At 61.5% G+C, this 24,454-nt stretch carries 27 protein-coding genes; 16 read left to right on the forward strand and 11 right to left on the reverse strand.

Going from position 1 to position 24,454, the window contains the following annotated elements:
• Positions 1-35 precede the first annotated feature (35 nt).
• Positions 36-467, reverse strand: a complete 432-nt coding sequence (locus tag ACOSV0_RS23040; protein WP_434113933.1) for a VOC family protein — start codon at positions 465-467, stop codon at positions 36-38.
• 104 nt (positions 468-571) lie between these two features.
• Between ACOSV0_RS23040 and ACOSV0_RS23045 the strand changes: the two genes are divergently transcribed.
• On the forward strand, positions 572-736 hold the full coding sequence (locus tag ACOSV0_RS23045; protein ID WP_434113936.1) for a hypothetical protein: 165 nt from the start codon (positions 572-574) through the stop codon (positions 734-736).
• A 366-nt stretch (positions 737-1,102) separates the two neighbouring features.
• Entirely contained in the window at positions 1,103-2,014 is a 912-nt protein-coding gene (locus ACOSV0_RS23050; RefSeq protein ID WP_434113938.1) for a proline dehydrogenase family protein, read from the forward strand.
• A 156-nt stretch (positions 2,015-2,170) separates the two neighbouring features.
• On the opposite strand, the gene ACOSV0_RS23055 is transcribed toward ACOSV0_RS23050, so the two are convergent.
• The gene (locus ACOSV0_RS23055) at positions 2,171-3,220 is read right to left on the reverse strand and encodes a LacI family DNA-binding transcriptional regulator (protein ID WP_434113941.1); all 1,050 of its coding nucleotides are present in this window, start codon (positions 3,218-3,220) and stop codon (positions 2,171-2,173) included.
• 424 nt (positions 3,221-3,644) lie between these two features.
• Between ACOSV0_RS23055 and ACOSV0_RS23060 the strand changes: the two genes are divergently transcribed.
• From ACOSV0_RS23060 to ACOSV0_RS23070, 3 genes are all read left to right on the forward strand, one after another.
• On the forward strand, positions 3,645-4,949 hold the full coding sequence (locus ACOSV0_RS23060; RefSeq protein ID WP_434116078.1) for an MFS transporter: 1,305 nt from the start codon (positions 3,645-3,647) through the stop codon (positions 4,947-4,949).
• A gap of 38 nt (positions 4,950-4,987) precedes the next feature.
• Complete coding sequence (locus ACOSV0_RS23065) at positions 4,988-6,151, forward strand: L-talarate/galactarate dehydratase (protein ID WP_434113943.1); 1,164 nt, start codon at positions 4,988-4,990, stop codon at positions 6,149-6,151.
• Between the two features lie 171 nt (positions 6,152-6,322).
• Positions 6,323-6,697 carry a VOC family protein gene (locus ACOSV0_RS23070; RefSeq protein WP_434113946.1) on the forward strand — a complete coding sequence of 125 codons (375 nt, stop codon included), beginning with the start codon at positions 6,323-6,325 and terminating at the stop codon, positions 6,695-6,697.
• Here ACOSV0_RS23070 and ACOSV0_RS23075 read toward each other — a convergent pair.
• Together ACOSV0_RS23075 and ACOSV0_RS23080 are read right to left on the reverse strand one after the other, a co-directional pair.
• The gene (locus ACOSV0_RS23075) at positions 6,694-6,909 is read right to left on the reverse strand and encodes a transcriptional regulator (RefSeq protein WP_434113948.1); all 216 of its coding nucleotides are present in this window, start codon (positions 6,907-6,909) and stop codon (positions 6,694-6,696) included. The two genes, ACOSV0_RS23070 and ACOSV0_RS23075, sit on opposite strands and share 4 nt — an antisense overlap.
• A 33-nt stretch (positions 6,910-6,942) precedes the next feature.
• Entirely contained in the window at positions 6,943-7,860 is a 918-nt protein-coding gene (locus tag ACOSV0_RS23080; RefSeq protein WP_434113951.1) for an AraC family transcriptional regulator, read from the reverse strand.
• 240 nt (positions 7,861-8,100) lie between these two features.
• Between ACOSV0_RS23080 and ACOSV0_RS23085 the strand changes: the two genes are divergently transcribed.
• Both ACOSV0_RS23085 and ACOSV0_RS23090 read left to right on the forward strand, forming a co-directional pair.
• Positions 8,101-8,850 carry an SDR family oxidoreductase gene (locus ACOSV0_RS23085; protein ID WP_434113954.1) on the forward strand — a complete coding sequence of 250 codons (750 nt, stop codon included), beginning with the start codon at positions 8,101-8,103 and terminating at the stop codon, positions 8,848-8,850.
• A 77-nt stretch (positions 8,851-8,927) separates the two neighbouring features.
• Positions 8,928-9,686, forward strand: coding sequence for an SDR family oxidoreductase (locus ACOSV0_RS23090; protein WP_434113957.1), 759 nt, complete (start codon positions 8,928-8,930; stop codon positions 9,684-9,686).
• An 89-nt stretch (positions 9,687-9,775) separates the two neighbouring features.
• On the opposite strand, the gene ACOSV0_RS23095 is transcribed toward ACOSV0_RS23090, so the two are convergent.
• Positions 9,776-10,069, reverse strand: coding sequence for a hypothetical protein (locus ACOSV0_RS23095; protein ID WP_434113960.1), 294 nt, complete (start codon positions 10,067-10,069; stop codon positions 9,776-9,778).
• Positions 10,066-10,647, reverse strand: coding sequence for a thioredoxin family protein (locus ACOSV0_RS23100; RefSeq protein WP_434116079.1), 582 nt, complete (start codon positions 10,645-10,647; stop codon positions 10,066-10,068). The genes ACOSV0_RS23095 and ACOSV0_RS23100 overlap by 4 nt, the downstream gene beginning before the upstream one ends.
• 295 nt (positions 10,648-10,942) lie before the next feature.
• Between ACOSV0_RS23100 and ACOSV0_RS23105 the strand changes: the two genes are divergently transcribed.
• The 4 genes from ACOSV0_RS23105 (at position 10,943) to ACOSV0_RS23120 (ending at position 14,800) form a co-directional block, all read left to right on the forward strand.
• Positions 10,943-11,314, forward strand: a complete 372-nt coding sequence (locus tag ACOSV0_RS23105) for a GFA family protein (protein ID WP_434113962.1) — start codon at positions 10,943-10,945, stop codon at positions 11,312-11,314.
• Between the two features lie 126 nt (positions 11,315-11,440).
• Complete coding sequence (locus tag ACOSV0_RS23110) at positions 11,441-12,181, forward strand: response regulator (RefSeq protein WP_434113965.1); 741 nt, start codon at positions 11,441-11,443, stop codon at positions 12,179-12,181.
• Positions 12,178-13,515: an ATP-binding protein gene (locus tag ACOSV0_RS23115; RefSeq protein WP_434113967.1), complete on the forward strand. Its 1,338-nt coding sequence runs from the start codon at positions 12,178-12,180 to the stop codon at positions 13,513-13,515. Before ACOSV0_RS23110 ends, ACOSV0_RS23115 begins: the two co-directional genes overlap by 4 nt.
• Positions 13,516-13,744: 229 nt before the next feature.
• Positions 13,745-14,800 (forward strand): alpha/beta fold hydrolase, encoded by a 1,056-nt coding sequence (locus tag ACOSV0_RS23120; RefSeq protein ID WP_434113970.1) that lies wholly within the window; start codon positions 13,745-13,747, stop codon positions 14,798-14,800.
• 66 nt (positions 14,801-14,866) lie between these two features.
• Here ACOSV0_RS23120 and ACOSV0_RS23125 read toward each other — a convergent pair whose 3' ends face one another.
• The 5 genes from ACOSV0_RS23125 to ACOSV0_RS23145 form a co-directional block, all read right to left on the reverse strand.
• Positions 14,867-16,246, reverse strand: a complete 1,380-nt coding sequence (locus tag ACOSV0_RS23125) for a 2-hydroxycarboxylate transporter family protein (RefSeq protein ID WP_434113973.1) — start codon at positions 16,244-16,246, stop codon at positions 14,867-14,869.
• Positions 16,247-16,294: 48 nt separating this feature from the next.
• A complete protein-coding gene (locus ACOSV0_RS23130) occupies positions 16,295-17,662 on the reverse strand; it encodes a short-chain fatty acid transporter (protein WP_434113976.1) in 1,368 nt (455 codons plus the stop codon).
• Positions 17,663-17,722: 60 nt separating this feature from the next.
• Positions 17,723-18,616 (reverse strand): amidohydrolase family protein, encoded by an 894-nt coding sequence (locus ACOSV0_RS23135; protein WP_434113978.1) that lies wholly within the window; start codon positions 18,614-18,616, stop codon positions 17,723-17,725.
• Between the two features lie 51 nt (positions 18,617-18,667).
• The gene (locus ACOSV0_RS23140; RefSeq protein ID WP_434113981.1) at positions 18,668-19,873 is read right to left on the reverse strand and encodes a CaiB/BaiF CoA transferase family protein; all 1,206 of its coding nucleotides are present in this window, start codon (positions 19,871-19,873) and stop codon (positions 18,668-18,670) included.
• 61 nt (positions 19,874-19,934) lie between these two features.
• Entirely contained in the window at positions 19,935-20,807 is an 873-nt protein-coding gene (locus ACOSV0_RS23145; RefSeq protein ID WP_434113983.1) for an HpcH/HpaI aldolase/citrate lyase family protein, read from the reverse strand.
• 103 nt (positions 20,808-20,910) lie between these two features.
• Between ACOSV0_RS23145 and ACOSV0_RS23150 the strand changes: the two genes are divergently transcribed.
• The 5 genes from ACOSV0_RS23150 (at position 20,911) to ACOSV0_RS23170 (ending at position 24,441) form a co-directional block, all read left to right on the forward strand.
• The gene (locus ACOSV0_RS23150; protein WP_434113985.1) at positions 20,911-21,792 is read left to right on the forward strand and encodes a LysR substrate-binding domain-containing protein; all 882 of its coding nucleotides are present in this window, start codon (positions 20,911-20,913) and stop codon (positions 21,790-21,792) included.
• A 282-nt stretch (positions 21,793-22,074) separates the two neighbouring features.
• Positions 22,075-22,500, forward strand: a complete 426-nt coding sequence (locus ACOSV0_RS23155) for a hypothetical protein (protein WP_434113987.1) — start codon at positions 22,075-22,077, stop codon at positions 22,498-22,500.
• Positions 22,501-22,827: 327 nt separating this feature from the next.
• A complete protein-coding gene (locus ACOSV0_RS23160; protein ID WP_434113989.1) occupies positions 22,828-23,409 on the forward strand; it encodes a hypothetical protein in 582 nt (193 codons plus the stop codon).
• A complete protein-coding gene (locus tag ACOSV0_RS23165) occupies positions 23,406-23,807 on the forward strand; it encodes a hypothetical protein (protein ID WP_434113992.1) in 402 nt (133 codons plus the stop codon). The genes ACOSV0_RS23160 and ACOSV0_RS23165 overlap by 4 nt, the downstream gene beginning before the upstream one ends.
• 271 nt (positions 23,808-24,078) lie before the next feature.
• Positions 24,079-24,441 carry a translation initiation factor Sui1 gene (locus tag ACOSV0_RS23170; protein ID WP_434113995.1) on the forward strand — a complete coding sequence of 121 codons (363 nt, stop codon included), beginning with the start codon at positions 24,079-24,081 and terminating at the stop codon, positions 24,439-24,441.
• Positions 24,442-24,454 lie beyond the last annotated feature (13 nt).

Consider the following 24,454-nt stretch of genomic DNA (forward strand, 5'->3'; position numbering starts at 1 on the left):
GGGCGCGGCGCGTGCCGCGCAACGAGGCGGGCGAATTACTTGGCAAACAGCGAAGCCATGTTCGCAAACGCCTTCAACTCGAGTGCATTGCCCGACGGGTCGAGGAAGAACATCGTCGCCTGCTCGCCGACCTCTCCCTTGAAGCGGACGTGCGGCTCGATGATGAACTTCGTGCCTGCCGCCGTGAGCTTGCCGGCCATTTCGGACCATTGGCTCATCGACAGCACGACGCCGAAGTGGCGCACCGGCACGGCGTCGCCGTCAACGGCGCTGGTCTTGACGTGGCCGACTTCTTCCGGCGCGAGGTGAGCGACGATTTGATGACCGTAGAAGTTGAAATCCACCCAGTCTTCGGCGCTGCGTCCTTCGGGGCAACCGAGCAGTTCGCCGTAGAACTCCCGGGCCGACGCGATGCTGTGAACCGGAAAGGCGAGATGGAAAGGGGGAATGCTGGTGATGGCGTCCATGGCGTGACTGATTCTCAGTGGGGTTATCGATCTGCGTGCCGTGCCGTTGTCGTGAGACGCAACCGCTACTTCACGCTATGGAGCCAAGTCTAGATACGACAGAAATGCTCGACTACCGATATATTTTTGAACTGAGTATCGAAAAAACAGATCAATCGATGGCGATGGCGATGGCGATGGCGATGGCGATGGCGATGGCGATGGCGATGGCGATGGCGATGGCGATGGCGATGGCGATGGTGTCGCCGGTCGGCGGTGTGAAGCAGTAGCCGATCAGAAAGCGATATTCGAGGAGATACCGAAAACACGGCCTCACGCCTGAGCGGAGCCGCTACGATGCGACCCCGCGTGATACCATCGCTCACCGTTTCGAAGCATCCAACGATGCGGTGTCGCAAACGACGATAGAAACTACACCGCTGCATCGAACCCATCTAACACCGCAAAGAATGTACGCAGCCGCCTGGCCTCCACTGACGATCCTCTGAACCAGACCGCACTTTCCGCCACGCGGTTGGCGGAAGTACGGTTATCTGTGCTCGTTTCGACAAACTCGAGGCGGGCTGAGATGCCTCACCCGTGCGCATACAGATACGTGCCGGGTGGGCCGACTGTTCTTCGTCCTGGATGACAACATGCGTATGTTCAATACGGTGGCGGCGCTCGCCATTCCGTTTATCCCTCGTGCACTGGTCCGAAAAATCTCGCGACGCTATATCGCAGGCGCGTCGCTAGACGATGCTATTGAGCGAGTACAAATACTGAACGCGTCAGGGTTCAGCGCAACGCTCGACGTTCTGGGCGAAACCGTCTCGTCGGCAGATGAGGCCGACGCGATGGCTGGCGAGTACATGAAGGTGCTCGATGCTATTCAGGCTCACAGTTTGAACGCGGAAATATCGATCAAACCGTCGGCGCTTGGCTTGCTCGTCGACGAAGCAGAATGTGAGCGACGGGTTAGAGATATTCTGGAAGCGGCGGGAGCGGATAAAAATTTCGCGTGCATTGACATGGAAGATGTCCGCTGCACGCAAAGAGAGATCGAGCTTTTCGCCAGAGTGGAAGCAGACCACGCCAACGTCGGCTTGGCCTTGCAAGCCTATCTGAAGCGCACGTACGAGGACATCGAGTACCTTCTGCGCAAAAAATGCACCATGCGCATTTGCAAGGGGATCTACGTGGAGGATCAGGTGCATCTCGTCGAACGTGCGCGTAACGACAGAGCGGCGATCAACGCGCATTTTATAAACCACGTATCGCGCTGTTTCAAAACCGGCGCCTTCGTCGGTATCGCGACGCATGACGCAGGGCTCATCGACGAATTGATTTCCCTTGTGCGCCGCGAATGCGTGGACCGTACGAAATTCGAATTCCAGATGCTTCTTGGTGTGTGCGAACCCTTGCGTGACAAGTTGCTCGCCATGGGATTCAACGTCCGTATTTATGTCCCCTATGGCAAGGACTGGTACGGCTACAGTACGCGACGAATCAAAGAGAATCCGAGTATTGCTGGCCACGTGATCAAAGCGATGTTCACGCGCGAATAGCCGTCGTGGCGTCGGGTCGCTTCGTCGACACCACCGCGTATTCGTAATTGACGAGTGGATAGGCGCCCGATGCCTGCGTAGCGTGAACGGTTAGAAGAACAGGCGCAGACGGATTGGAGCAAGCACTGCGTCGCTGGTTCACCGAACAGGGCGATCTCAAGTGCTTTGCCGGTCAACGATAGTAAAGCCGGTGTCCACCCTGACGCCGAGCCGTTCGCTTTCCGGTCGCGATTCATCGGCAAAGCGGCTAAGCAATGCCTCGGCGGCTTTCTGCCCGATCTTTGCCCCGTCGACGCGAACGGTCGACAAAGCCGGATAGACGTGCGCGGCGGTACTGAGATCGCCGAAGCCCATCACCGCGAGATCGCGCGGCACGTGCAAGCCGCGGCTCGCAGCTTCGGCGAGCACGCCCTGTGCGAGGGTGTCCGAGCTGCACACGACGACCTGCGGAGAGGCTGAAGCCAGCAACCGGCTCAGTCCTTCCCGTCCAGCCTGCAAGGTCGCGGGTGCAGGCAGCACTGCAAACGATGTATCCACAATGTCATGCCGCGCGAGTTCGTCCTTCAAACTCTCGCAGCGGCGCAGGCCACGCGGATCGTCGACGGACACGATACCGAAGCGCGTATATCCCTTTCCGACCAGATGACGCGCGACCTCCTCGCCCACTTTCTCGTGTGAGAACCCGATGACCATATCGATCGGTTTGTCGGTCAGGTCCCAGATTTCTACGACCGGAATTTTCGCTTTCGTCAGCCGTTCTATCGTCGCCTCGCTGTGGCTCGTGCCGGCAAGCACGATACCGTCGGGTCTGCGGCCAAGAATCGCTTCGACAAGCGCTTCCTCGCGAGCGGTGGAGTATCCGGTCAATCCGAGCAGCGTTTGATAGCCCGACGTCGTCAGGCCATCCATCAATGCCTGGACGGTGTCGGAGAAGATCGAGTTGGCAATGGTGGGAAGCAGAATGGCGACCAGACGGCTCTTGCTGCTGGCGAGTCCACCGGCCAGCATGTTCGGCACGTAGCCGGTCGCGCGGACCGCTTCGAGCACTTTCCGCTGCGTATCGCTGCGGACCAGTTCCGGTCGATTCAGGGCGCGGGACACAGTCATCGGCGCGACGCCGGCCACGCGGGCCACGTCGATCAGTGTGACGTTTTCCGCAGCACCGGCGATCGATGGGGCCTGCTTGCGTTCGTATCTTTTTGCCATCTCTCTTCATTCTCTGCGTGATCCGCTCCAGCCGCGCTCCGATGAACGTCGGAATGCGCGGGCAAACGCGGCGCCTACTTTTCCCGCGATGCACTGAATTGCCATTTTTAACGCCCAATACGCGCATTAGAGCATGGACAGGCCGCGAATTCGCGATGTGGCGATCCCGTCCGGCCTTGCCGTATCAGTGTAAACCTCAATGATTGCGCAATCAATTTTGCTTGAATGATTGCGCAATCATTGTATGATCACGCCATGCATCGGGCGCATTCCGCGAGGTGCGCGAGTCGATTTCGGCGCGTCCTGCCGGGCGCGCCATATCGCGCCGAGCTAGCGGCGGATCACGAAAGAACAAGGAGACGAAAAGGTGGCAACAGATTCGATTCCCACAAAACGGACCCATGTCCGGTGGTTCATCCTGGCGATGATCTTCATGGTGACCGTATTCAACTACGTCGACCGGGCGACGCTTTCGATCGCCGCGCCCAGCATGCGCCACGATCTCGGTTTCGACGCGTTGACCATGGGCATCGCGTTTTCTGCGTTCGGATGGGCCTATACGGCCATGCAGATTCCAGGCGGTCTGATCCTCGACCGCTTCGGCGCGCGGGTCGTGCTTGGCCTGAGTCTCATCGTATGGTCCGTGCTGACTTTCCTGCAGGGTTACGTTCACCTGTTCACGTCTGCGTTCGTCGCGCTCTTCGCATTGCGCTTTCTCATGGGGATCGCGGAGTCGCCCGCTTTTCCCTGCAACAGCAGACTCACAGTCATGTGGTTTCCGAGCGCGGAGCGGGGTCTTGCGACCTCGATCTTCCAGTCGGCCCAATACTTTGCGCTCGCCGTGTTTACGCCGGTCATGACGTTCACCGTCAGCAGATGGGGCTGGCACTACGTGTTCTTTTCGACGGGAGTGCTCGGCGTCCTGATCGGCCTCTGGTGGCTGAAAGCCGTGCGCGAGCCGCAACGCGATCATCGCGTGAATGCCGCGGAACTGGAATACATCGCGGCCGGCGGCGGTCTTCCGAAGATGGGTGACGGACCCAGGCCTTTCAGTTGGCGGCAGGTGCGCTCCATCGCGGCCAACCGCATGATGATCGGCATCTATATCGGCCAGTTCTGCCTCACGTCGATTACCTGGTTCTTCCTCACCTGGTTTCCGACGTACCTGATCGAAGCCAAAGGCATGTCGATCCTGAAAGTCGGCCTGGTTGCGGCCATACCCGCCATTGCGGGCTGTCTTGGCGGGTTGATCGGCGGTCTCTGGTCCGACTGGATGCTCAAGCGGGGCTTCAGCCTGACCGCGGCCCGCAAGACACCGATCATCAGCGGTCTTGTCCTGTCGAGCACCATTGTTGTTGCGAACTACGTGCAGTCGACTTCCGTTGTGATTCTGGTCATGTCGATCGCATTCTTTGCCAAGGGCGTCGGCAATCTTGGCTGGTGCATTGTCGGCGACGTATCGCCGAAAAACGCCATGGGCATCAGCGGCGGTATTTTCAATTTATGCGGAAACCTGGCCAGTATCGCGACGCCCCTCGCGATCGGCTGGATGATCAAGAGCACCGGTTCCTTCGAAGTCGCGCTCGTCTATGTCGCGACATTGGCGCTGGTTGGTGCGTTCTCGTACCTGGTCATCGTCGGCAAGCTCAGGCGCCTCGATTCGGAGGGGCCGCCGGCTGCCGGAGACAGCACCGCCACCGTCCGGTTGAATCCCCGCCACGGCGCCTGACTTTATCGAACTTCTTTCGCTTTACAAGGACTTCAATCATGAACGCTTCCAGTACGCTTGCTTCCAGCGCCCAGTCGGGCGATCAGATCAAATGGGTGCGTGTTGCATCGACGTTTCTTCCTCTGGCTAACCCGATTAGCGATGCGAAGGTGCTGACCGGCCGCCAGAAACCGATGACGGAAATCGCCATTCTGTTCGTCGAGATCGAGACTGCCGACGGTCATCGCGGTCTCGGTTTCAGCTACTCGAAGCGCGCCGGCGGCCCGGGACAATTCGCCCATGCGAAGGAGATCGCGCCGGTACTGATCGGCGAGGACCCGAGCGACATTGCGCGGCTGTGGGACAAACTTGCGTGGGCGGGTGCTTCGGTGGGGCGTAGCGGGATGGCGGTGCAGGCGATCGGTGCATTCGATGTTGCGCTGTGGGACCTGAAGGCGAAGCGCGCGAATCTGTCATTGGCCAAGCTGCTTGGATCGCATCGCGAATCGGTGCGCTGCTACAACACGTCCGGCGGCTTTCTCCACACGCCGCTCGATCAGTTGCTCAGGAATACCGATGCTTCCCGTGAAAAGGGTATCGGCGGCATCAAGCTCAAGGTTGGACAGCCGGACTGCGCGCTCGATATTCATCGTGTCCAAACGGTGCGTAAGCATCTGGGCGACGCCTTTCCATTGATGGTCGATGCAAACCAGCAATGGGACCGGCCGACCGCACAACGTATGTGCCGCACGTTCGAGCCGTTCAACCTGATCTGGATCGAGGAGCCGCTCGATTGTTACGACGCGGAAGGGCATGCGGCACTTGCCGCGCAGTTCGATACGCCGATTGCGACGGGCGAAATGCTGACGAGCGTTGCCGAGCACTGGGAATTCATCAGGATGCGTGGCGCGGATTATCTGATGCCGGACGCGCCGCGTGTTGGCGGTATCACGCCGTTCCTCAAGGTTGCCGCATTGGCCGATCACGCGGGTTTGATGCTGGCCCCGCACTTCGCCATGGAACTGCATGTGCATCTCGCGGCGTGCTACGCGCGCGAACCCTGGGTCGAGCACTTCGAGTGGCTGGAACCGCTTTTCAACGAAAGGCTCGAGACGCGCGACGGCCGCATGATTGTCCCGACGCGTCCGGGGCTTGGACTGACGCTCAGCGATCGCGTCGCCGGATGGACCGCACAGGAGGTGGAATTCGGCAGCCGTGCCTGATGTGATGGATGGACGCGTGGCCCCTAACCACCGGGTTTGCCGGTGAATGGGGCGCGTTGTATCGCCGCGTGTCCGATTGGCTCCGGTAGACTATGTTCTCGCTAAACTCGCGGCGACAGCATGGACACCCAGCCAAGTCTCGCGGCGAACCTACACAGTTCAGGAGAGCGCATGTTCGACCACGTCAAATTCGGTGTCAGCGATTATGCAGCGAGCAAAGCCTTCTTCCTCAAGGCACTCGAACCGCTCGGCGTAGCGGTTGTCGGCGAGGGAGTGCCCACGTACGGTGTCGAGCTGAGTCCACCAGGCAAGGCTTCATTGTGTCTCTACCAGACCGAAGAAAAGCCGGCGCATCTTCACCTGGCGTTCACGGCCGAGAATCGCCAGCAGGTCGACGCTTTCTATCGCGCGGCGCTGGAGGTGGGCGGCAAAGACAATGGTGCGCCAGGCTTGCGCCCGCGCTACCACGCGAACTACTACGCAGCTTTTGTGATCGGGCCGGACGGGCACAATATCGAAGTGGTTTGCCACCAACCCGAGGCCTAACGCTTCCGTCGAGCGGACTTGCGGCCGATGCCTCCCGCAAACCTTTCAGCCAGGCGTTCCCGCTCGAACGCCTCGACAACGAAGTCGATAAACACGCGTGTTTTTGCCGGCAACTGCGCTTGCGTTGCGTAATAGATCGAAATCGCGCCGGTGTCCGCGTACCAATGCGGTAGCAGTCGTACGAGTTGCCCCCGTTCGATCGATGACAACACGTCCATATCCGGAAACAGCCTCTTTACGTCGTCTTACGCGCCGTTCGCGGCCGCCTGTTCCTCACGCGCATATTGCGTAGGCGGCCGGCCGACGTGCCGCGTGAAGGCGACGCTGAAGGTGCTGGCGGAGCTGTAGCCGACGCGCTGCGCAATCTCGGCGACACGTCCTTCGTTGCGGCGTAGCAGGTCCTTTGCGAGGGCCATGCGCCACGTGAGCAGATATTCCATCGGCGCGACGCCGACCGCGCGGCTGAAGCGTTCGAAAAAAGTCGAGCGCGAAAGCGCGGCCTCCTTCGCGAGCTCGGCAACTGTCCACGCGCGCGTCGGGTGTTCGTGCATGGTGCGGATCGCGGCCGCGAGGCGGCCGTCGGCGAGTCCGCGCACCAAGCCCGGCGACGCGCTCGTTCCTGCCGTGGACCGCAGCGCCTCGATCAACAGCACCTCCAGCAGTCGTGAGAGCACGACTTCGCGCGCGGGCCGCTGCTCGCGTGTTTCCTCCCGCACAAGTTGCACGAGCGTGGCTAGCCGCTGTTCGCCGCGGACATGCACGAGTTGCGGCAGCAGTGAGACCAGCAGAGTCGCATCCGGTGAACCGAAGCTGCAGTGGCCCGCCACCATTTGCAAGTCGATCGGGCTGTCTGGGGCGCCGATTCTGAATTCACCCTTGCCCAGCGCGGTCGGCGCCGCCGTTTCGACGCCCGGTGGAGGCAGTTCGAGGCTGGACATCGCGACGCCGTAAGCCGCAGGAATCAGGACGAAGTCACCCGACAGCAGCTCGACTGGCTCGTGTCCGTCGATCGTGAGGCGGCACCCGCCTTCGAGGATGACGCAATAGAACGGCTCGCCGGCATCCGAGCGACTGATGCGCCAGGGGCTGGCGCCGTGGACGAGTTTGGAAAACCGGGCGTTGGGCTGCAGCAGCGTTACGACCTCGGCCAATGGATCGATCATCGCCGGACTCCTGCAAATGATATTCGGATTGTTGATTGTAGCAAGTACGGTCTCGGCGATCTATCGTATGGGCACACACCAACCGTCCTGGCAACCGCAACAAGTTGCATGGAGCCGGAGTAAGTGCTTTGCATGGGGCCGGAGTAACGCGCTAAAGCGCCAACTCCGGCCGACCGCAACAAGTTGCATGGGACCGGAGTAAGCGCTAAAGCGCTAACTCCGGTCGACATAGGAGTTTCAATGAAAACTGTTCTGATCACCGGCTGCTCTTCCGGATTCGGTCTCGAGACCGCCCGCTTCTTTCTGGCACGCGACTGGCAAGTCATCGCCACGATGCGTACGCCGCGTGCCGACGTGCTGCCGCAGTCAGACCGCTTGCGCGTGCTGTCGCTCGACGTCACAAATCCAGAGAGCATTCGCGAAGCGGTCGAGGCCGCGGGCCCGATCGACGTGCTCGTCAACAACGCGGGCTTCGGCGCGGCTTCTCCGGCCGAACTCGTCCCGCTCGCGACGGTACGTGAGATCTTCGAGACCAACACCTTCGGCACGATCGCGTTGACGCAAGCGGTGTTGCCGCAGTTTCGGCAACGCAAAGCCGGCGTCGTCGTGAACGTTACGTCGAGCGTGACGCTGAGGGCAGTGCCCCTGATCGCCGCGTACAGCGCGAGCAAGGCGGCAGTGAACGCATTCACCGAGTCGATGGCGCTGGAGCTCGAACAATTCGGCGTGCGGGTGCGTCTGGTGTTGCCGGGCCGCGCGCCCGAAACCCGCTTTGGAGACAACGCGCGCGCTCGTATGCACGGCTTCGACCATGAGGCCTATGCCGATCTCGTCCAGAGCGTTCTCGCGAGGTTTGCGGATACGTCGTCCCCGGTCACCCAGGCGCAGGACGTCGCCGAAGCCGTATGGCGCGCGGCGACCGACCCGTCATCTCCGATGCGTATCCCGGCGGGAGCCGACGCCGAAGCATGGGCGGCCGAGGCTCGCTGAACGACTAGCGCCACCGCGCTGAACTGCAATCGGAAATGGTTTCTGCGCGCTACAGCGCAATACGACAAGGAGTTGCTATGCAGGACAAACCCGTCGCCCTCGTCACCGGGGCCAATCAGGGAATCGGTCTTCAGATCGCAAAGGATCTCTCGGGACACGGCTTCACCGTGCTGGTCGGCTCGCGCAATCTCGAACGCGGCGAGGCTGCGGCCAGGGAGGTTGGGTTGGACGCCCACGCGCTCCAGCTCGACGTGACGAATCAGGCTTCGATCGCAGCCGCGGCGGAGCGCGTTCGCAACGAGTTTGGCCGCCTCGACGTGCTCATCCAGAACGCGGCCATTTCGAATACGAAAAAGCGGCCCGGTCAGTCCGTCGAAGAGTACGCGAAGACGACGCGCCCAAGCAACGTGTCGCTCGATGAAATGCGCGCGGTGTGGGACACCAACGTGTTCGGTGTGCTCGCCGTGTACCAGGCGATGCTGCCGCTCCTGCGCACGACGCCTGGCGCGCGCATCGTCAACGTGTCGAGCGGCGTGGGATCGCTGACGACGAACTCGGACCCGGCCTTCGCCTACCGCGGGATATTCGGCCCGGTCTATCCAGCGTCCAAGACGGCTCTCAACGCTTTGACGCTCGCCATGGCAATCGAGCTGGAGCCGGATGGGATCAAGGTCAACGCCGTCTCCCCGGGTTTCACCAGAACGAACCTCAACGGATACGCGGGCACGGCGACTGTCGAGGAGGGCGCTCGTGAAGCCGTGCGCGTCGCGCTGCTGGGTCCGGACAGCCCCACGGGGACGTTCACGCGCTGGGAAAATGAAACGATTCCGTGGTGATGCAGGCTCGAACGCGTGATTGAAGGCGTCGAGGGAATGGGTGAGACCAATCCAATGACGATCTATCCCGCCTCAACTCGCGCGCAATATTACCGTTGCGCGCCGAATGGAAAAGCAGCGCACGTGACTGGGCTGCACTTGATACGCAAATTATTGCCGTTTATATCTGGCGTTCTCCGCGAACCAGAAAAATTAAAAGGAAGGCGCCGGATATCAGGCAGCAAGGGCAGCAATTCGATCAGTCGCCGGTGAAGTTGCTGGCGTCTTGCGTCCGGCGTTGATGCATCAAAACGTGCCGACGTATCTGGTTCGTGTCGAGAAACCGCGTCGACGGCAATGTTCTGTATCACGTCGATGCCCGGATGCATTGCGATACGGATCACGGGTTTTCCGCCAGCAGGGCCTTGATCTTCGCTTCGGTCTGTTCATAGTCGCCTTCGCCAAAATGCGTGTAGGCCACGTGCCCTTTCTTGTCGACCAGATAAAACGCAGGCCAATACTGGTTGTCGTAGGCGCGCCACGTCGCGTAGCTGTTGTCTTGCGCGACCGGGAACGTAATGCCGAAGCGTTTGATCGCCGTCTTGACGTTGCCCGTGTCGCGCTCGAACGGAAACTCGGGCGTATGGATGCCGACTACCGCCAGGCCCTGATCCTTGTATTTCTGATTCCAGGTCTTCACGTAGGGCAGCACGTGGATGCAGTTGATGCAGGTGTAGGTCCAGAAATCGACCAGCACAACCTTGCCCCGCAACTGCTGGATGGTCAGCGGATCGCTATTGAGCCATTTATCGATGCCGGTGAATTCCGGCGCGGTAGTGCTGTTGTTGACCCCGTTTGTAACGGAATTTGTTGCGGCACTGGCTGCAGGACTTGCAACGAGCGTCGCGATTGCGGTGGCGCCGGCTGCCACGGTTGCGGCAAATAGGGCGGCGGTAGCGGTGGTTTTGAGTCGGGAGAGCATGTCAGCGTCCTTTAAGAGAAGGGAAGCGATCCGGCCGTCTTTCACGAAGTCTTGAAGATGGACCGCGAGGGCAGCGAGCATTGCCACCACACCGAACGCCTGTTGCAGACTGTGTGCATGACGGGCATTCCAGCGGTTGGCATGACTGCATTGGAACGCCCATTCGTATCTGGCTTGTGTCGCCGGGGCGGCGCGGGTGCAATGTTTTGTGTCAGGGGCGCGCCCAGATACATTGGGATACAAAGCGTCGCGCGTACTGGGCTATAAATCAGCCATTGCTATCGCGGAGAGCTACATGAGCACCGAACTGTTGCAAGGATCCTGTCATTGCGGGGCCGTGAAATTTGAAGTCCGTACCGATGTCCTGCCTGCTGGGCGTTGCAATTGCAGCCTGTGCCGGCGCAAGGGCGCGCTGATGACGCCGCCGTTTGCCGCGAGCGAACTGAAGATCCTTCAGGGTGAGGAAGCGCTGACGCTCTATCAGTTCAATACGCGCACGGCGAAGCACTATTTCTGCAAGCATTGCGGCATTTATCCGTTCCATCAGACGCGTATGAACCCACAGTTGTGGCGGGTCAACATCGGTTGCCTGGAGGGCGTCGATCCGTATACGCTGGAGGCCACTATCGCCAATGGCGCCAGCCTGTCGGTCGTGGAGGACGCATGAGACGGTTCATGGCGATTCTCGCCTTCCTGGCAGGCGGATTGGCGGTGGAACTGGCGCACCCCGTGCACTGTTCGCTGGTCAACGTGAACCGGGTGCGAGTCAAGCGTCGAAAGGATTGATCGATTGATGGAAAACACCGACCACGTGCTGATCGTCGACGACGATCGCGGCATCCGCGAATTGCTCGCCACCTATCTCGAGAAGAACGGCATGCGCGTTTCGCTGGCCGCCAACGGCCGGCAGATGCGCACGGTCCTCGAGCAGGGCGCGCCGGATCTGATCGTGCTCGATCTGATGATGCCCGGCGAGGACGGTCTCGTGCTGTGCCGGGAATTGCGCGCGGGCAAATTTCGCGCGGTGCCGGTATTGATGCTGACCGCCCGCAGCGAGGAGACGGATCGTATCGTCGGGCTGGAAATGGGCGCCGACGATTACCTGTCCAAGCCGTTTGCGGTGCGCGAACTGCTGGCGCGCATCCGCTCCGTGTTGCGCCGCGCGCGCATGCTGCCGCCCGGCATGCAGGTGACGGAAACCGCGCCGATGATCGCGTTCGGCGACTGGCGGCTCGACACCACCGCGCGCCATCTGCTCGACGCCGAGGGCACCATGGTGGCCCTGAGCGGCGCGGAGTACCGCTTGCTGCGCGTGTTCCTCGATCATCCGCAGCGCGTGCTCACGCGGGATCAGTTGCTCAATCTGACCCAGGGCCGTCAGGCCGATGCGTTCGACCGCTCGATCGATCTGCTGGTCAGCCGTTTGCGGCAGCGCCTGCAGGACACGGCGCGCGAGCCCCGTTACATCAAGACGCTGCGCAGCGAGGGCTATGTATTTTCGGCGGCGGTGACCATGATCGAAGGCGGTTCATGAAGCTGAATACATTGCTGCGTGGGCCGCGCACGCTGTTCGCGCGGCTTGCCCTGATTCTCTTTGTCAGCCTCGCGCTGGTACAAACGCTGTCGGTCTGGCTCACCATGACGGAGCGGGACCAGACCATGACGAACGTGATGATGGGATACATCGAACGCGAGGTCACCAGTTCCGTCGCGCTGCTCGATCATTTGCCCGCTAACGAACGCGCCGAATGGCTGCCGAGACTGGCGCGGCGCACCTATACCTTCAATCTGGGGCCCGGCGTCGCCGGCGCGCCGCCCGATGCGACGCTCTCGGCGAGGGTGGCTCAATCGATCGCGGACGGCATCGGCAAGCGCTATCCGCTAACGGCCAACGCTGTCCCCGGTGACCCTGACCGTTTGCAGGTCCATCTGCAGTTGAGCGACGGCACCCCGCTGACGATCGACTATCACTCCATGCCTGGCGCGCCGCTGTCGCCATGGTTGTCGTGGGTGCTGGTGCTGCAACTGGTGGTGCTGGCCGCATGCTGCTGGCTGGCGGTACGGCTGGCGACGCGCCCGCTGAGCGCGTTGGCGCGAGCGGCCGATACCTTGGGCCCCGACCTGAAAGCGGAGCGCCTGCCGGAAGACGGGCCCGACGAAGTGGCGCGCGCGGCGCGGGCGTTCAATGCCATGCAGGACCGTATCAGGCTGTACATGACCGAGCGCTTGCAGATCCTGGCGGCGATTTCGCACGATCTGCAAACACCGATTACCCGCATGCGTTTGCGTCTCGACGTGATGGACGATAGCGCGCAGGGGAGCAAGCTGCAGCAGGACCTGCAGGAAATGGAAACGATGGTCAGGGAAGGCGTCACGTACGCGCGCACCATGCACGGCGCCAGTGAGGCGCCCCTGCGTATCGATCCGGACGCGCTGTTCGACAGCCTGGTGTTCGACTATGTCGATGCCGGCAAGGACGTGTCGCTGCACGGGCGAATCGACACGGCACTGGTGACGCGTCCTCAGGCGTTGCGCCGGATCGTGGGCAATCTTGTCGATAACGCGCTGAAGTTCGGCGGCGCGGCCGAGATCAAGGTCGCCGCTGCGCAGAACGGGCAGGTGATGGTCTGCGTGCTCGATCGCGGACCGGGTATTCCGGCTGAGTCGTTGGAAGCGGTGTTTGAGCCGTTCTATCGAGTGGAAGGGTCGCGCAACCGCGGCACCGGCGGCACTGGCTTGGGCCTCGCGATTGCGCGACAACTCGCTTTGGCGGTGGACGCGGCACTTTCGTTGCATAACCGGCCCGACGGCGGGCTGGAAGCAAGGCTTGTGTTGAAAGGCGTGAGCCAGGTTCCCGTCGCGCGTTGATTGCGCGGGATGGCGCCGCTTTTTCGTCGATGAGCGTGAATATCCACCTCGCGGTCTTTGTATCTCAATGTATCTCCACCGTCGATAAATACATAACGTTTCACTGGCGCTCCTCCCAGACACACGCCAGATACGTCCACGAGTTTTAATACTTCCAGGCCAGATCGTCTGGCTTCGCAAGCCAGACATGCACTGCGCTTGTGTGACTAATCTTTGAGGAGAATCAGTGATGCCGGATCAGATCAATACTCGACGTCGTCGTCTGCTTGGAACGACGGTTGCTGGTATCAGTTTGATGGAACTGGGTTTGAGCGGTCTCGCCCACGCGCAGTCGAACGGCACGTCACCCGGCACGTCATCCAATACGAAAGCGGCAACGCGTGTTGCTTCGTTCGACACGCTTCGCCAGGTCAATGCCGGAACGCTCAGCATCGGTTATGCGGAAGCGGGTCCGTGGAACGGGCCGGTGGTCATCCTGCTGCACGGCTGGCCCTACGATATCTACAGCTTCGCCGAAGTCACGCCATTGCTTGCGGCTGCGGGCTATCGGGTCATCGTGCCGTATCTGCGCGGCTATGGTTCGACACGGTTCCTATCCGCGGATACGCCCCGCAACGGTCAGCAGGCCGTGGTTGCCGTCGACATCATCGCGTTGATGGATGCATTGAAGATCGACCAGGCGATCTTCGGCGCGTTCGACTGGGGCGCGCGTACGGCGAATATCATTGCCGCGCTGTGGCCGCAACGATGCAAGGCATTGGTGTCGGTAAGCGGTTATCTGATCGGCAGCCAGGAAGCCAACCGGACCCCGCTGCCGCCGAAGGCCGAGCTGGCCTGGTGGTATCAGTTCTATTTCGCCACGGAGCGTGGCCATGCGGGGTATGAAGCGAACCGCCACGACTTCAACAAGTTGATCTGGCGTCTCGCGTCGCCTAAATGGAATTTCGACGATGCGACGTACGACCGCTCGGCTGAATCGTTCAACAATCCGGATCACGTCGCGGTGGTGATTCACAACTACCGCTGGCGTCTGGGACTGGTCAAGGGCGAGCCGCAGTACGACGAACTCGAAGCGCGTCTCGCGAAGGTGCCGACCATCTCCGTTCCGACCATCACGATGGAGGGGGATGCCAACGGTGCGCCGCATCCCGAGCCGTCAGCCTACGCGAAGAAGTTTACCGGCAAGTATGCGCACCGGAACATCGACGGCGGCATCGGACATAACCTGCCGCAGGAAGCGCCGAAGGCATTTGCCGATGCCATCGTCGACGTTACCCGTCTTTAAGCGGACGGCAGCAGACAGCTGGCGATGAACGCGCGATGACGATCGGCGCGCTCGTTCCGAGCGAAGTCAGTGAATCCACGCAAAAGCGGCAAGCGCCATCATCACCGTGATGGCGCCGCCGATACGTGTCGCAATCTGCGCAAACGGCATCAATTCCATCCGATTGGCGGCGGTCAGAATCGCGACGTCGCCGGTGCCCCCCAGGCCGCTATGCGTTGCATTGACGATCGCGGCCTCGACTGGATACATGCCGACCAGTCTGCCGACGACAAAACCCGTCACCACGAGCGTCAGCACCGTAGAAACAGCGGTGACGATATTGACCCAATGAAACGCCGTGACGATTTCGCCCCACGGCGTCATGGCGACGCTGATCGCGAACATGAGCGGATACGTAACGGCGGTCGAGAAGAAGCCATACATGAAGCGCGCGCCACCGCGAACGCACGGCGACACGACCTGGAACAGTTGCGCCGCGACCACCAGAATCAGCATCACGACCGGCGCGGGCCAGTCGAACAGTTGATGACTGAGCACGCCAAGCAGATACAGCGCAATCGCCGTGGCACCCGCGGCGGCAACCGAACTCACGTCGAATTCGAACGACTGCGGCGCGTTGCGCATTGCTGCGTCGTCGGCGTGGCTCGCGACGGTCAGACGGCCGTTGCCGGTCCAACGCGGCTTGCGCGTGCCGAGATAGCTCAACAGGCCTGCGCAACAGATGGCGGCGATATTGCCGAGCATCACGGCGGACAGCGCCTGCGCGAACAGCGGCCCCTGTTCGACACCCATGATCTGCGCATAGCCCGCCGACAACGGCAGCGCGCCTTCGCCCACGCCGCCGGCCATGATCGGGACCACGACCATGAACAACGCGTGCCGGAGGTCCATGCCGAGCGCGACGCCGACTCCGGTGCCGACGCATGCCGCCGCAACGGACCCTGCCGCGACCGGAATGAAGATACGCACGAAGCCTTTGATCAGCGTCTCGCGATCCATGCTGAGCACGCTGCCGACGATGATCGCGGCGATAAACAGGTAGAGGAAATTCGATGTTTTGGTGAAGTCGGTGACGGCTTTGACGACCGGCGCGGGCATCAGCTTGTAGTAGATGAGCATCGACGGAATGAACGCAGCGAAGATCGACGTCGCGCCGATGTGGCGAATCCAGGGAATGCGCTTCGCGAGCTCGGCGCATGTGAAGCCACCGACCGCGACGAGTGCGATACCGGTCGGCAGATCGGAGGCCAGCTTGCCGCGCAGCGTCATCACGGCAAGCACTGCGAGTAGCACGAAGTAGACCGGTGCCGGCAACGATCCGATACGCGCATCGAAGATCGCCCACCAGCGATCCTTCAATGTTGCGTGGCCGGACTGCGAATCCGCTGCCTTTGCGGCCGTTGAATTCGGCCCGGGAGTGGCCTGCTGCGTCGTGACTGCTTTCATCGAATTGTCTCCGTTCATATTTGTTGTCGGTGGGTGCACAGCCGATCGTCAAACGAGTAGCAACAGCGCGGCGCCGTACACGAGCGCGCCTACCACGAAGGTCATCACGGTGAAGCCGAGCACGCGCTGCACGCCAATGCCCGCCATCGCGACGACTGGAGCGGCCCAGAACGGCTGCAGCATGTTCGACACCTGCTCGCCCATGGCGACCGCCATCGTGGTTGCCGGCACCGACGCGTGTAATGCGACTGCGGCAGGCACGACGAACGGTCCCTGGACGGCCCAGTGACCGCCGCCGCTCGGAATGAAGAACGTGACGATCAGCGAGCACACATAGCTCCAGAACGGCAGCGTGTGCGCATTCGAAATGGCGATGAAGAAATGCGAGATCACGTCCGGCAATCCGGTTGCGTCCATCATCCCCATGATCCCGCCGTACAGCGGATACTGAAGCATCATCGAACCGGTCTGCTTCGCCGCGTTCTTGACGGCGTCCGCATAGGCGAGCGGATAGCCATGCAGGATCACGCCGGCGATGAACATCACGAAGATCACCGCGTTCACGCCTGAAAATGCCAGATGTTCGACGCGCGCGAGAATCAGAAACGCAATGCCGGCCGCACCGATGAAGGCGCTGCCAAGCCACGAATGTTCGATCCAGCGCGCGAAACTCAGCTTGCCGGTTGGGCGTTCGCGCGGCGGTGCATCGGGATGCTTCTCCGTGTCGAGCACGACGGCGTCTTCGTCGGACGGTTTGAGCCACGCGAACACGAACGGCATCGCGATCAGCATGATGATCGTCGGTACGAGGTTGAAGCCGGTGAACACCGTGCTGCTGAATGGCAGCACCTCGCCGGTCAGCTTCTGTACGACATTCATCGCGCTGCCGGGTGTGGATTGCGCAAGCGCGATCGAGCTCGAAATGCCGCTCGCCCATACGACCCAGCCGGAAAAACCCGCCGCGACGATCCACGCGAAATCCACCCGCATCCGTTTGGCCACTTCACGCGCGAGCAGGGCGCTGACAACGAGCCCCAGGCCCCAGTTGCAGAACGACGCAACCGCGACGAGCACGAACGTGAGCGCCGCCGCCTGCACAGGCGTGCGCGCGACCGACACCAGCGCTTTGAACATACGCTGCACGAGCGGCGCGTGCGCGAACGCATGACCGGTCACGAGCACTAGCGTGATCTGAAAAGCGAAAGTCAGAATATCGAAGAAGCCCTTGTACCAGCCGCCGATCAGGTGCGAGGCCGACGCGTGCGGCGCGAACGCCACCGACAGCAGGGCGACCACGACGGTAATGAGGATCGCGAGCACGAACGGGTCCGGAATGGTTCGTTCGAAAAGCCGGATGGTCGCTTCGGTGAAGCGCGTCTTGCGTACGGTTGGCGGTGCGGCTGCTGCGGGTTTCATCTTGTGTCTCCGAAGAATCTTGTGGATGACGCGTTCTATGCGCGCTCGGGTGTTGGGGATTCAGGCTGTGGTGACCGGGTTCGCCTGAGGGGGAAAACCGTACAGCGTCGCTGCGTTGTCGACCAGAATGCGGTCGCGGATCGCATCGTCGCCGGTCCACGTGCCGAGCAGATCGAACAGTCGCGCGTCGTCGGGCTTGTGCGATTCCGTCGTGTGGGGCCAGTCGCTGCCCCACACGAGGCGCTCAGGCAGCGCGTCGATCCACGCGCGCGCGGTCGAGGCGATGTCCGCATAGTTGCTGGCGATGCCTGCAACGGAGTCGAGATACGGGCCGGACAGCTTGACCCAGGCACGGCCGGAATCGGCCAGATCGCGCACGATGCCGAACGCCGGATGCGACGCGCCATCCGGCATCGGCAGACGCGCGAGATGATCGAATACGATTGTCGAAGGAAGACGCGCCAGCATCGCCCGATGCTCGACGATCTGTGCGGCGGTCCAGTGCAGTTGCACGTGCCAGCCGAGTTCCGCGACACGCCGCGCGAGCGGTTCGACCATCTCGAAGGTGACGGCGGCATGGGCAGGTGTGTACAGCGTGAAACGGATGCCGCGAACGCCGCCGTCGTGAAGCGCGGCGAGTTGCTTATCGGTGACCGCGGGCGTGAGTACCGCGACGCCGCGTGTCCTGTCATGGCCGAGGCGTTGGATCGCATCGAGTGTGACGCGGTTGTCCGTGCCGTAATTACGCGGCGTCACGACGACGGTGCGTTGGGTGCCGGTTCTGCGCTGCACGTCGAGATAGTCGGCGACGGTTGCGTGCTCGGGGAAGTTCGCCTGATTCGCGCCATCCGCGAGGAAGCGGCGGTCGTAGATATGCATGTGCGAATCGCACGCACCTGCGGGCGCTTTGCTCCGTCGCAATTGCGTGCCATCGTCGCACTGTTGCGTGTCCATCGTCGTCTCCGTTTTATGTCGCGCGGCGCTCATGCGTCACCGAAAGTCCGCTTACAGCACCGCGCGCTTTGCACGCAGCGCGGCGATTCCGTCGTCGCTCCAGCCGGACTCGCGCAGCACGGCATCGGAATGCTGACCGAATGCGGGCGCGGCGAGCGGCGTGGGGCCGGTCGTGTCGCCAAAGCGGATCGGCTGACGGAAACCGCGGTAATGTCCGACGCCCGGATACGTGTAGGTCGCGACCATGTCTTCGGCCAGCACCTGCGGATCGTCGAACATATCTTCGATGCCGCGTGCGGCGGCACACGGCACCGCGTCGCCGAACAACGCTTCCCATTCGAACGCGCTGCGCGCCGCGAGTGCCGCATGCAATTGCGGCACGATTTCGTCGCAATGCAGCGCGCGCTTGCGAACGGAGTCGTAGCGTTCGTTGCTCGCGAGCGCGTCGAGACCGGTTTTCTCGCAGAGTGCCTGCCAGAAATGCGGCGTGTTCGCGGAGATGTAGAGATAGCCTTCGCGGGTCGGATGAATGCCGGTGATGCCGCCTGAGCGCATATCGCGGCCGATGTCCTTCGGTTCGCCTTCGGCCCAGATCATCCGCGCGGATTGCATCGTCAGTGCGCTGCGCAGCAGCGATACGCCAACGTACTGTCCCGTGCCTTTGCGCTCGCGCTCGAACAGCGCCGACGACACGCCCGCCGCGACCATCGCCGCGGCGTAGTAATCGACCACCGAGCCGTACAGGATCTCCGGCGGCCCGCCACGCTTGCCTTGCAGCATGCACATGCCGCTCATGGTCTGCAGCACCTGGTCGTAGCCGGCCTTGTCCTTGTTCGGACCGGTTTCGCCGTAACCGGTGACCGCGCAGTAGATCAGGCGCGGATTGACTTCGCGAAGCTGCTCGTAAGCAATACCCAGGCGCGCGGGCACGCTGGGGCGGAAGTTATGGACCAGCACGTCGGCGGTCTTGACGAGTTGCATCAGCACGTCGAGCGCTTCGGGTTGTTTCAGGTCCAGCACGAGACCGCGCTTGCCGCGATTCACGCCGAGAAAAGCACGGCTCTCGGCTTCGAGCGTGGACGGATATTTGCGCAGGTTGTCGCCGGAGGGCGGCTCGATCTTGATGACTTCGGCACCCTGATCGGCAAGCAGCGTACAGCCGTACGGACCGGCGATGTACGCGCTCAGGTCCAGCACGCGAATCCCTGCCAGCGGGCCGGTTGCGCCGGCTTCGGCTGTGTGGGACGAACGTTCCATGATTGGCTCCATCGATATCGGATTGGGGGCGGCTCGGCAGCGCAAGGCGTTCAGCGGCCGCCTAGTGACTGTTCAGCAGCCCGAGGCGCGCGGCATCGCGAACCAGCACGCGCGCCCGTTCGACGAACGGCGGATCGATCATCTTGCCGTCCACCACATAGGCGCCCACGCCGTTCGCATCGGCCTCGCGAGCCGCTTCGACAACGCGCAGCGCATGCGCGATTTCGTCGTCGGAGGGGCGGAAGACTTCGTTCGCGAGTGCGATCTGGCTCGGATGGATGCAGCTCTTGCCGAGAAAACCCATCGACCGCGCGAGTTGCGCTTCGGCACGAAAACCTGCTTCGTCCTTGATATTGGCGAAGGCCGAGTCGTACGCGAACACGCCGGCCTCGCCCGCCGCGATGCGCAGGCCGAACATGGCCTGCTGGATGGCCGACGGTTCGCGACGCGCGATACCGAGCGGCTCGAACAGATCGCCAAGCCCGAGTTGCAAACCCGCGACGCGCGGATGCGCAGCGGCGAGTTCGGCCGCCAGGTGGAACGCCTTCGGCGATTCGATGTTGAGCAGCAGCCGGATCGGCGTCGTTACACCGTTGGCGGCTTCGGCGCGTTCGAGCGCGGCTGCGGCGGCGCGCACGTCGTCGGCGGATTCGGGTTTCGGCAGATTGATCAGATCGAGGCCGCGTTGTGCGACGGCCTCGATATCCGCGCTGAAATGCGGCGTGTCGAGCGCGTTGACGCGGACGATCAGCACCTTTTGCTTGCCGGCGACGAGCTCGGAGCCCAGCAGTTCGCGCAGTTCCACACGTGCTTGTGACTTGCGGTCGGCGGCGACGGAGTCTTCGAGGTCGAAAGACAGCGCGTCGGCGGCGCTCGCGAATGCCTTCGCGAACAACTCGGGGCGCGAGGCCGGCACGAACAGTTTGCTTCTCATGTCTCCGCTTCCAGTTTCTGATTTATCGGAAGCCAGTCTAATTCTGAGCTGAATTTAGATAAACTATCCAGACCTATCTTCAAACAGTACATAAACTATCTTTATGGACGTTGCCTTTCTCGCCAATCTTTTACTGGTCGTCGATAGCGGTTCGATGGCGGAAGCCGCGCGCCGGATCGGCGTGACGCCGGCCGCGGTCGCGCAGCAGGTTCAGGCGCTGGAGCGCGAGCTTGGCGTCGAGTTGCTGGTGCGCTCCGGGCGTACCGTGATGCCGACCGAAGCGGGCCATCGCGTGATCGAACGCGCGCGCGGCCTGGTACGTGAATTCTCGGAGCTGAAGGCGTTTGCGCTAGAAGGTGAAGCGGCGGGGGAATTGCGGATCGGCACGATCACGACCGCGCTGCTGAGTCTCGTGCCGGATGTGTTGTCCGGTTTCGCGGCGTCGTTTCCGCACGCGAACGTGCTGATTCGCGCGGGAACGTCGATGGAACTCTACGAGGCGCTGCAGCGTGGCGATGTGGACGTCGCTGTCTGTCTGCACCCGGCGTTCGCGTTGCCGAAGGCGTACGACTGGCATCTGCTGCGCGAAGAACCGATCGTCGTGCTCGCGCCGTCGCGTCTCGCCGCGCACGCGCCTCACGACCTGCTGGCGCGCGAGCCGTTCATTCGCTATGACCGCTCGCTCGGCGGCGGCAAGCAGGCGGATCAATACCTGCGCGCGGCGAAGATCGTGCCGCACGAACTGTTCGAACTGAACTCGTTGATGGCGATTGCGATGATGGTCGATCGTGGACTCGGCGTGTCGCTGGTGCCGGATATCGTCTCGCCGCTAACGACCCATCTGAACGTCGCGAAGCTCCCGCTGCCGGTGCAGACGGAGCCGCGTCGATTTGGCGTGCTGTGGAATCGGGCGTCGCCACGTGGGCGCCTGATCAGGGGCTTTCTCGCTTGCGCCGATGCGGTGCTGGAAGGCGAGCGCAAGTAGCCCTGAACCTTCTCGCGGTGAATGTGCCGCGTGCAGATGCGGAATCGCGGCTCGTCAGCGCCGTCGTACCGTGTTCGACGCGTTGCGGCCATCCGATATCAGCGATTTAAACTTTGTCATGCTAATCGGATATTCTTACAGCTGCGATGGCCGGGGTGAAGTCGAAATAACCTCATTAGAGCCAGCACCTGACACGATGCTTACAGCTAAGTGCCGCGAATTCCTGGACCAGCCATGCCACGCCACCACACACTGAGTTTCCGACACGCTCTAGCCGGCATCATGCTGGCTGCGATTTTCACCTTGCTCACGGGCTGTAGCGACGAAATCGCAGAGGATGATGTCGCATTCGTTACTGCCGCGACGCCGCCCCAATTCGAATCGCTGCGGATGTATGGCGCGGCCCCGGAGAGCATCGCTACGGGCAGCCGCAGCACGCAGCATAGCCCGGGCAAGCTTCATCAGGGATGCCTGGCGATCATCCTCGACAGGGGCCGCGAGGTGCGCGAGTCGGTGATTCTCGAGGACGAGTCGGGCATTCCCTTCGATCTGGATGTCACCCGCACGTCCGACGGATGGAACGTTACGTCGGACGGGCTCACACCGCCGAGCGCCGATCCTGTCGCTTTCCGCACTCGCTTCACCACCTGCGTGAACGCAATCCGGGACAAATACGCAGCCGATCCGGACAAAGCCCCCTTTAGTTGAGCTTCGGTTATAGGGTGGACTGACTGGTTCGTGCATCGACGTCGTTGCCTTTGAAATCACCACGCGGACGACACGCGTGTCTAAGTCCCGCTGACGCCGCCTCCGCACTGCGCAAACTATCCGGATGAAGCCGGTTCGTCTCGATGTCCACTCCAACCAATGCGGTCAAGGTACGGCACGAGGCATCAGGCAACGCGTATGCCATCGAGCTTTACCCGCCGGAGGGAAGCAATGCGTGTTCCGGCTGGACGAAGTACTTGTCTCAAGAAATGCACGCCTCTGCCGTAATCAGAAAAATAAGTCACGAATCGACGGACGGAGGCAGTGTTGACGCTTTGGATGAAAGTTTGCATCGGTTTGACTTGCGTAGCACTAGGCGGTTGCGCGACCCGGCAGATTGTTGCGACACCATTGCCTGAATCACGGGTCGGGGTGAAAAGCTACGCTGAGATGTCTTATCAGGCACTTGCTCTGAACGAAGCGAAAACCCTCACCTTCGACGCCGATAAATCAGCGGTAGCCCGGTTTCCTGACGGACTTGGCGTGTATGCCGCATTCTCCATCGAGCCGCAACCAACAGCGACTACATTGCGCGTGCGCACATGGTTCTCGAGTTCGTGGCTACCGCTGGCAACCGTGCTAAAGCCGTTTGTCATGTTCCTCGATGCCAACAGGCATGTGGTCAGCAACGTCGAATCATTCGGCGCCAAAACCGGATCGACGTTGATCGCCGGCAAGTACAAGCAAGATTACTTTCCTGTTCCAGCGACCGCACGATACTTCATCGTGTATTCGGCTACCTCGGAATCCGATCGCATGGTTCTGGTCGCGCAAACCGGAAAGGTGTGGGCGATTCCCAATGCTTATGACGGCACGATCGAGGTCAAGGAGGAGGTGTTGCCGCAATGAAAGAAAAATTGAAAATCAGGAATGCTTTGGGCCGCTTACCGGTATTCGCCATCTGTAGCCTTATGGCCGGATGCGCGGTGACGACGGACTACGCGCCACCCGCTGGCGTACCGACTGCAAACATACGGTTTCGCGAGCTTAATGTCGGGGGATTCCATTTGTATCAACCCCCTGCGTTGCCGGCGTGCTATGTCCCGAGTGATCCGAAGGGTGGCGATCCGATCGGCTTTGCCGACGTTCCTCCCGCTAACGACAGCACGATCATTCTGATTCCATCGCATCGAAAGCAGCCTCGATTGGGCATGCCGATTGACGGGACTTACATCGACAGGAGCTATTTCGAGCTCAGAATGCAAGCAAATCATATGCTCACCTTGCGAGTGAGTTCCCCAGGCTAAGATCAGTTCGATACCGCATTCCGTTTTACTCCGCGTGAGGGCGAAAACTACGAAGTAACCGTCAATTTCTCCATTCCGTTTGAGGTCCACGTATATCGCATCGACTCGCATGATGGACACTATTCGGAAGAACCGGTTAAGGACGCTGAAATCATCCGGCGCTGCTCGTAATCGTTGATCCTCTGACCGGAGATGGCCAGAGATGGCTGCCGGGACGCGCCTGCTAAACTTCTTCTGAGTCCCGATTCAAGCGTCTTTGAGTAAGTCAATCATGAAGAGTAGTTCGAAAGGCGGCCTTGTCTATTCCACCGATGGCGGGCGGATGTGTCCCGAATGCAGGCAGGCGCTCGCGGAATGTGTCTGCAAAACGGTTGCGAGGACACGACCGGCAGGCGACGGCGTAGTGCGGGTGAGTCGCGAAACCAAAGGCCGGGGCGGCAAGAGCGTGACGCTTGTTAAAGGGCTGGCGCTCGATCCGCTTGCCCTGGCATCGCTAGGCAAACAGTTGCGTACGGCCTGTGGCTCTGGCGGGACAGTCAAGGATGGCGTGATTGAAGTGCAGGGCGATCATTGCGAGCGGATCGTCGAAGCGCTCAAAAAGTACGGCCACAACGCGAAGCGGGCCGGGGGCTAACGGCTTTCTCCAG

Origin of the sequence: Paraburkholderia caffeinilytica (genome assembly GCF_051027425.1) — a bacterium.
Taxonomy (GTDB): domain Bacteria; phylum Pseudomonadota; class Gammaproteobacteria; order Burkholderiales; family Burkholderiaceae; genus Paraburkholderia; species Paraburkholderia caffeinilytica_A.

Bases quoted from the DNA above. Each gene is read 5' to 3' on its own strand.
- ACOSV0_RS23040 (WP_434113933.1), bottom strand. From the start codon at position 467: ATGGACGCCATCACCAGCATTCCCCCTTTCCATCTCGCCTTTCCGGTT.
- ACOSV0_RS23045 (WP_434113936.1), top strand. From the start codon at position 572: ATGCTCGACTACCGATATATTTTTGAACTGAGTATCGAAAAAACAGAT.
- ACOSV0_RS23050 (WP_434113938.1), top strand. From the start codon at position 1,103: ATGCGTATGTTCAATACGGTGGCGGCGCTCGCCATTCCGTTTATCCCT.
- ACOSV0_RS23055 (WP_434113941.1), bottom strand. From the start codon at position 3,220: ATGGCAAAAAGATACGAACGCAAGCAGGCCCCATCGATCGCCGGTGCT.
- ACOSV0_RS23060 (WP_434116078.1), top strand. From the start codon at position 3,645: ATGATCTTCATGGTGACCGTATTCAACTACGTCGACCGGGCGACGCTT.
- ACOSV0_RS23065 (WP_434113943.1), top strand. From the start codon at position 4,988: ATGAACGCTTCCAGTACGCTTGCTTCCAGCGCCCAGTCGGGCGATCAG.
- ACOSV0_RS23070 (WP_434113946.1), top strand. From the start codon at position 6,323: ATGTTCGACCACGTCAAATTCGGTGTCAGCGATTATGCAGCGAGCAAA.
- ACOSV0_RS23080 (WP_434113951.1), bottom strand. From the start codon at position 7,860: ATGATCGATCCATTGGCCGAGGTCGTAACGCTGCTGCAGCCCAACGCC.
- ACOSV0_RS23085 (WP_434113954.1), top strand. From the start codon at position 8,101: ATGAAAACTGTTCTGATCACCGGCTGCTCTTCCGGATTCGGTCTCGAG.
- ACOSV0_RS23090 (WP_434113957.1), top strand. From the start codon at position 8,928: ATGCAGGACAAACCCGTCGCCCTCGTCACCGGGGCCAATCAGGGAATC.
- ACOSV0_RS23100 (WP_434116079.1), bottom strand. From the start codon at position 10,647: ATGCTCTCCCGACTCAAAACCACCGCTACCGCCGCCCTATTTGCCGCA.
- ACOSV0_RS23105 (WP_434113962.1), top strand. From the start codon at position 10,943: ATGAGCACCGAACTGTTGCAAGGATCCTGTCATTGCGGGGCCGTGAAA.
- ACOSV0_RS23110 (WP_434113965.1), top strand. From the start codon at position 11,441: ATGGAAAACACCGACCACGTGCTGATCGTCGACGACGATCGCGGCATC.
- ACOSV0_RS23115 (WP_434113967.1), top strand. From the start codon at position 12,178: ATGAAGCTGAATACATTGCTGCGTGGGCCGCGCACGCTGTTCGCGCGG.
- ACOSV0_RS23120 (WP_434113970.1), top strand. From the start codon at position 13,745: ATGCCGGATCAGATCAATACTCGACGTCGTCGTCTGCTTGGAACGACG.
- ACOSV0_RS23125 (WP_434113973.1), bottom strand. From the start codon at position 16,246: ATGAAAGCAGTCACGACGCAGCAGGCCACTCCCGGGCCGAATTCAACG.
- ACOSV0_RS23130 (WP_434113976.1), bottom strand. From the start codon at position 17,662: ATGAAACCCGCAGCAGCCGCACCGCCAACCGTACGCAAGACGCGCTTC.
- ACOSV0_RS23135 (WP_434113978.1), bottom strand. From the start codon at position 18,616: ATGGACACGCAACAGTGCGACGATGGCACGCAATTGCGACGGAGCAAA.
- ACOSV0_RS23140 (WP_434113981.1), bottom strand. From the start codon at position 19,873: ATGGAACGTTCGTCCCACACAGCCGAAGCCGGCGCAACCGGCCCGCTG.
- ACOSV0_RS23145 (WP_434113983.1), bottom strand. From the start codon at position 20,807: ATGAGAAGCAAACTGTTCGTGCCGGCCTCGCGCCCCGAGTTGTTCGCG.
- ACOSV0_RS23150 (WP_434113985.1), top strand. From the start codon at position 20,911: ATGGACGTTGCCTTTCTCGCCAATCTTTTACTGGTCGTCGATAGCGGT.
- ACOSV0_RS23155 (WP_434113987.1), top strand. From the start codon at position 22,075: ATGCTGGCTGCGATTTTCACCTTGCTCACGGGCTGTAGCGACGAAATC.
- ACOSV0_RS23165 (WP_434113992.1), top strand. From the start codon at position 23,406: ATGAAAGAAAAATTGAAAATCAGGAATGCTTTGGGCCGCTTACCGGTA.
- ACOSV0_RS23170 (WP_434113995.1), top strand. From the start codon at position 24,079: ATGAAGAGTAGTTCGAAAGGCGGCCTTGTCTATTCCACCGATGGCGGG.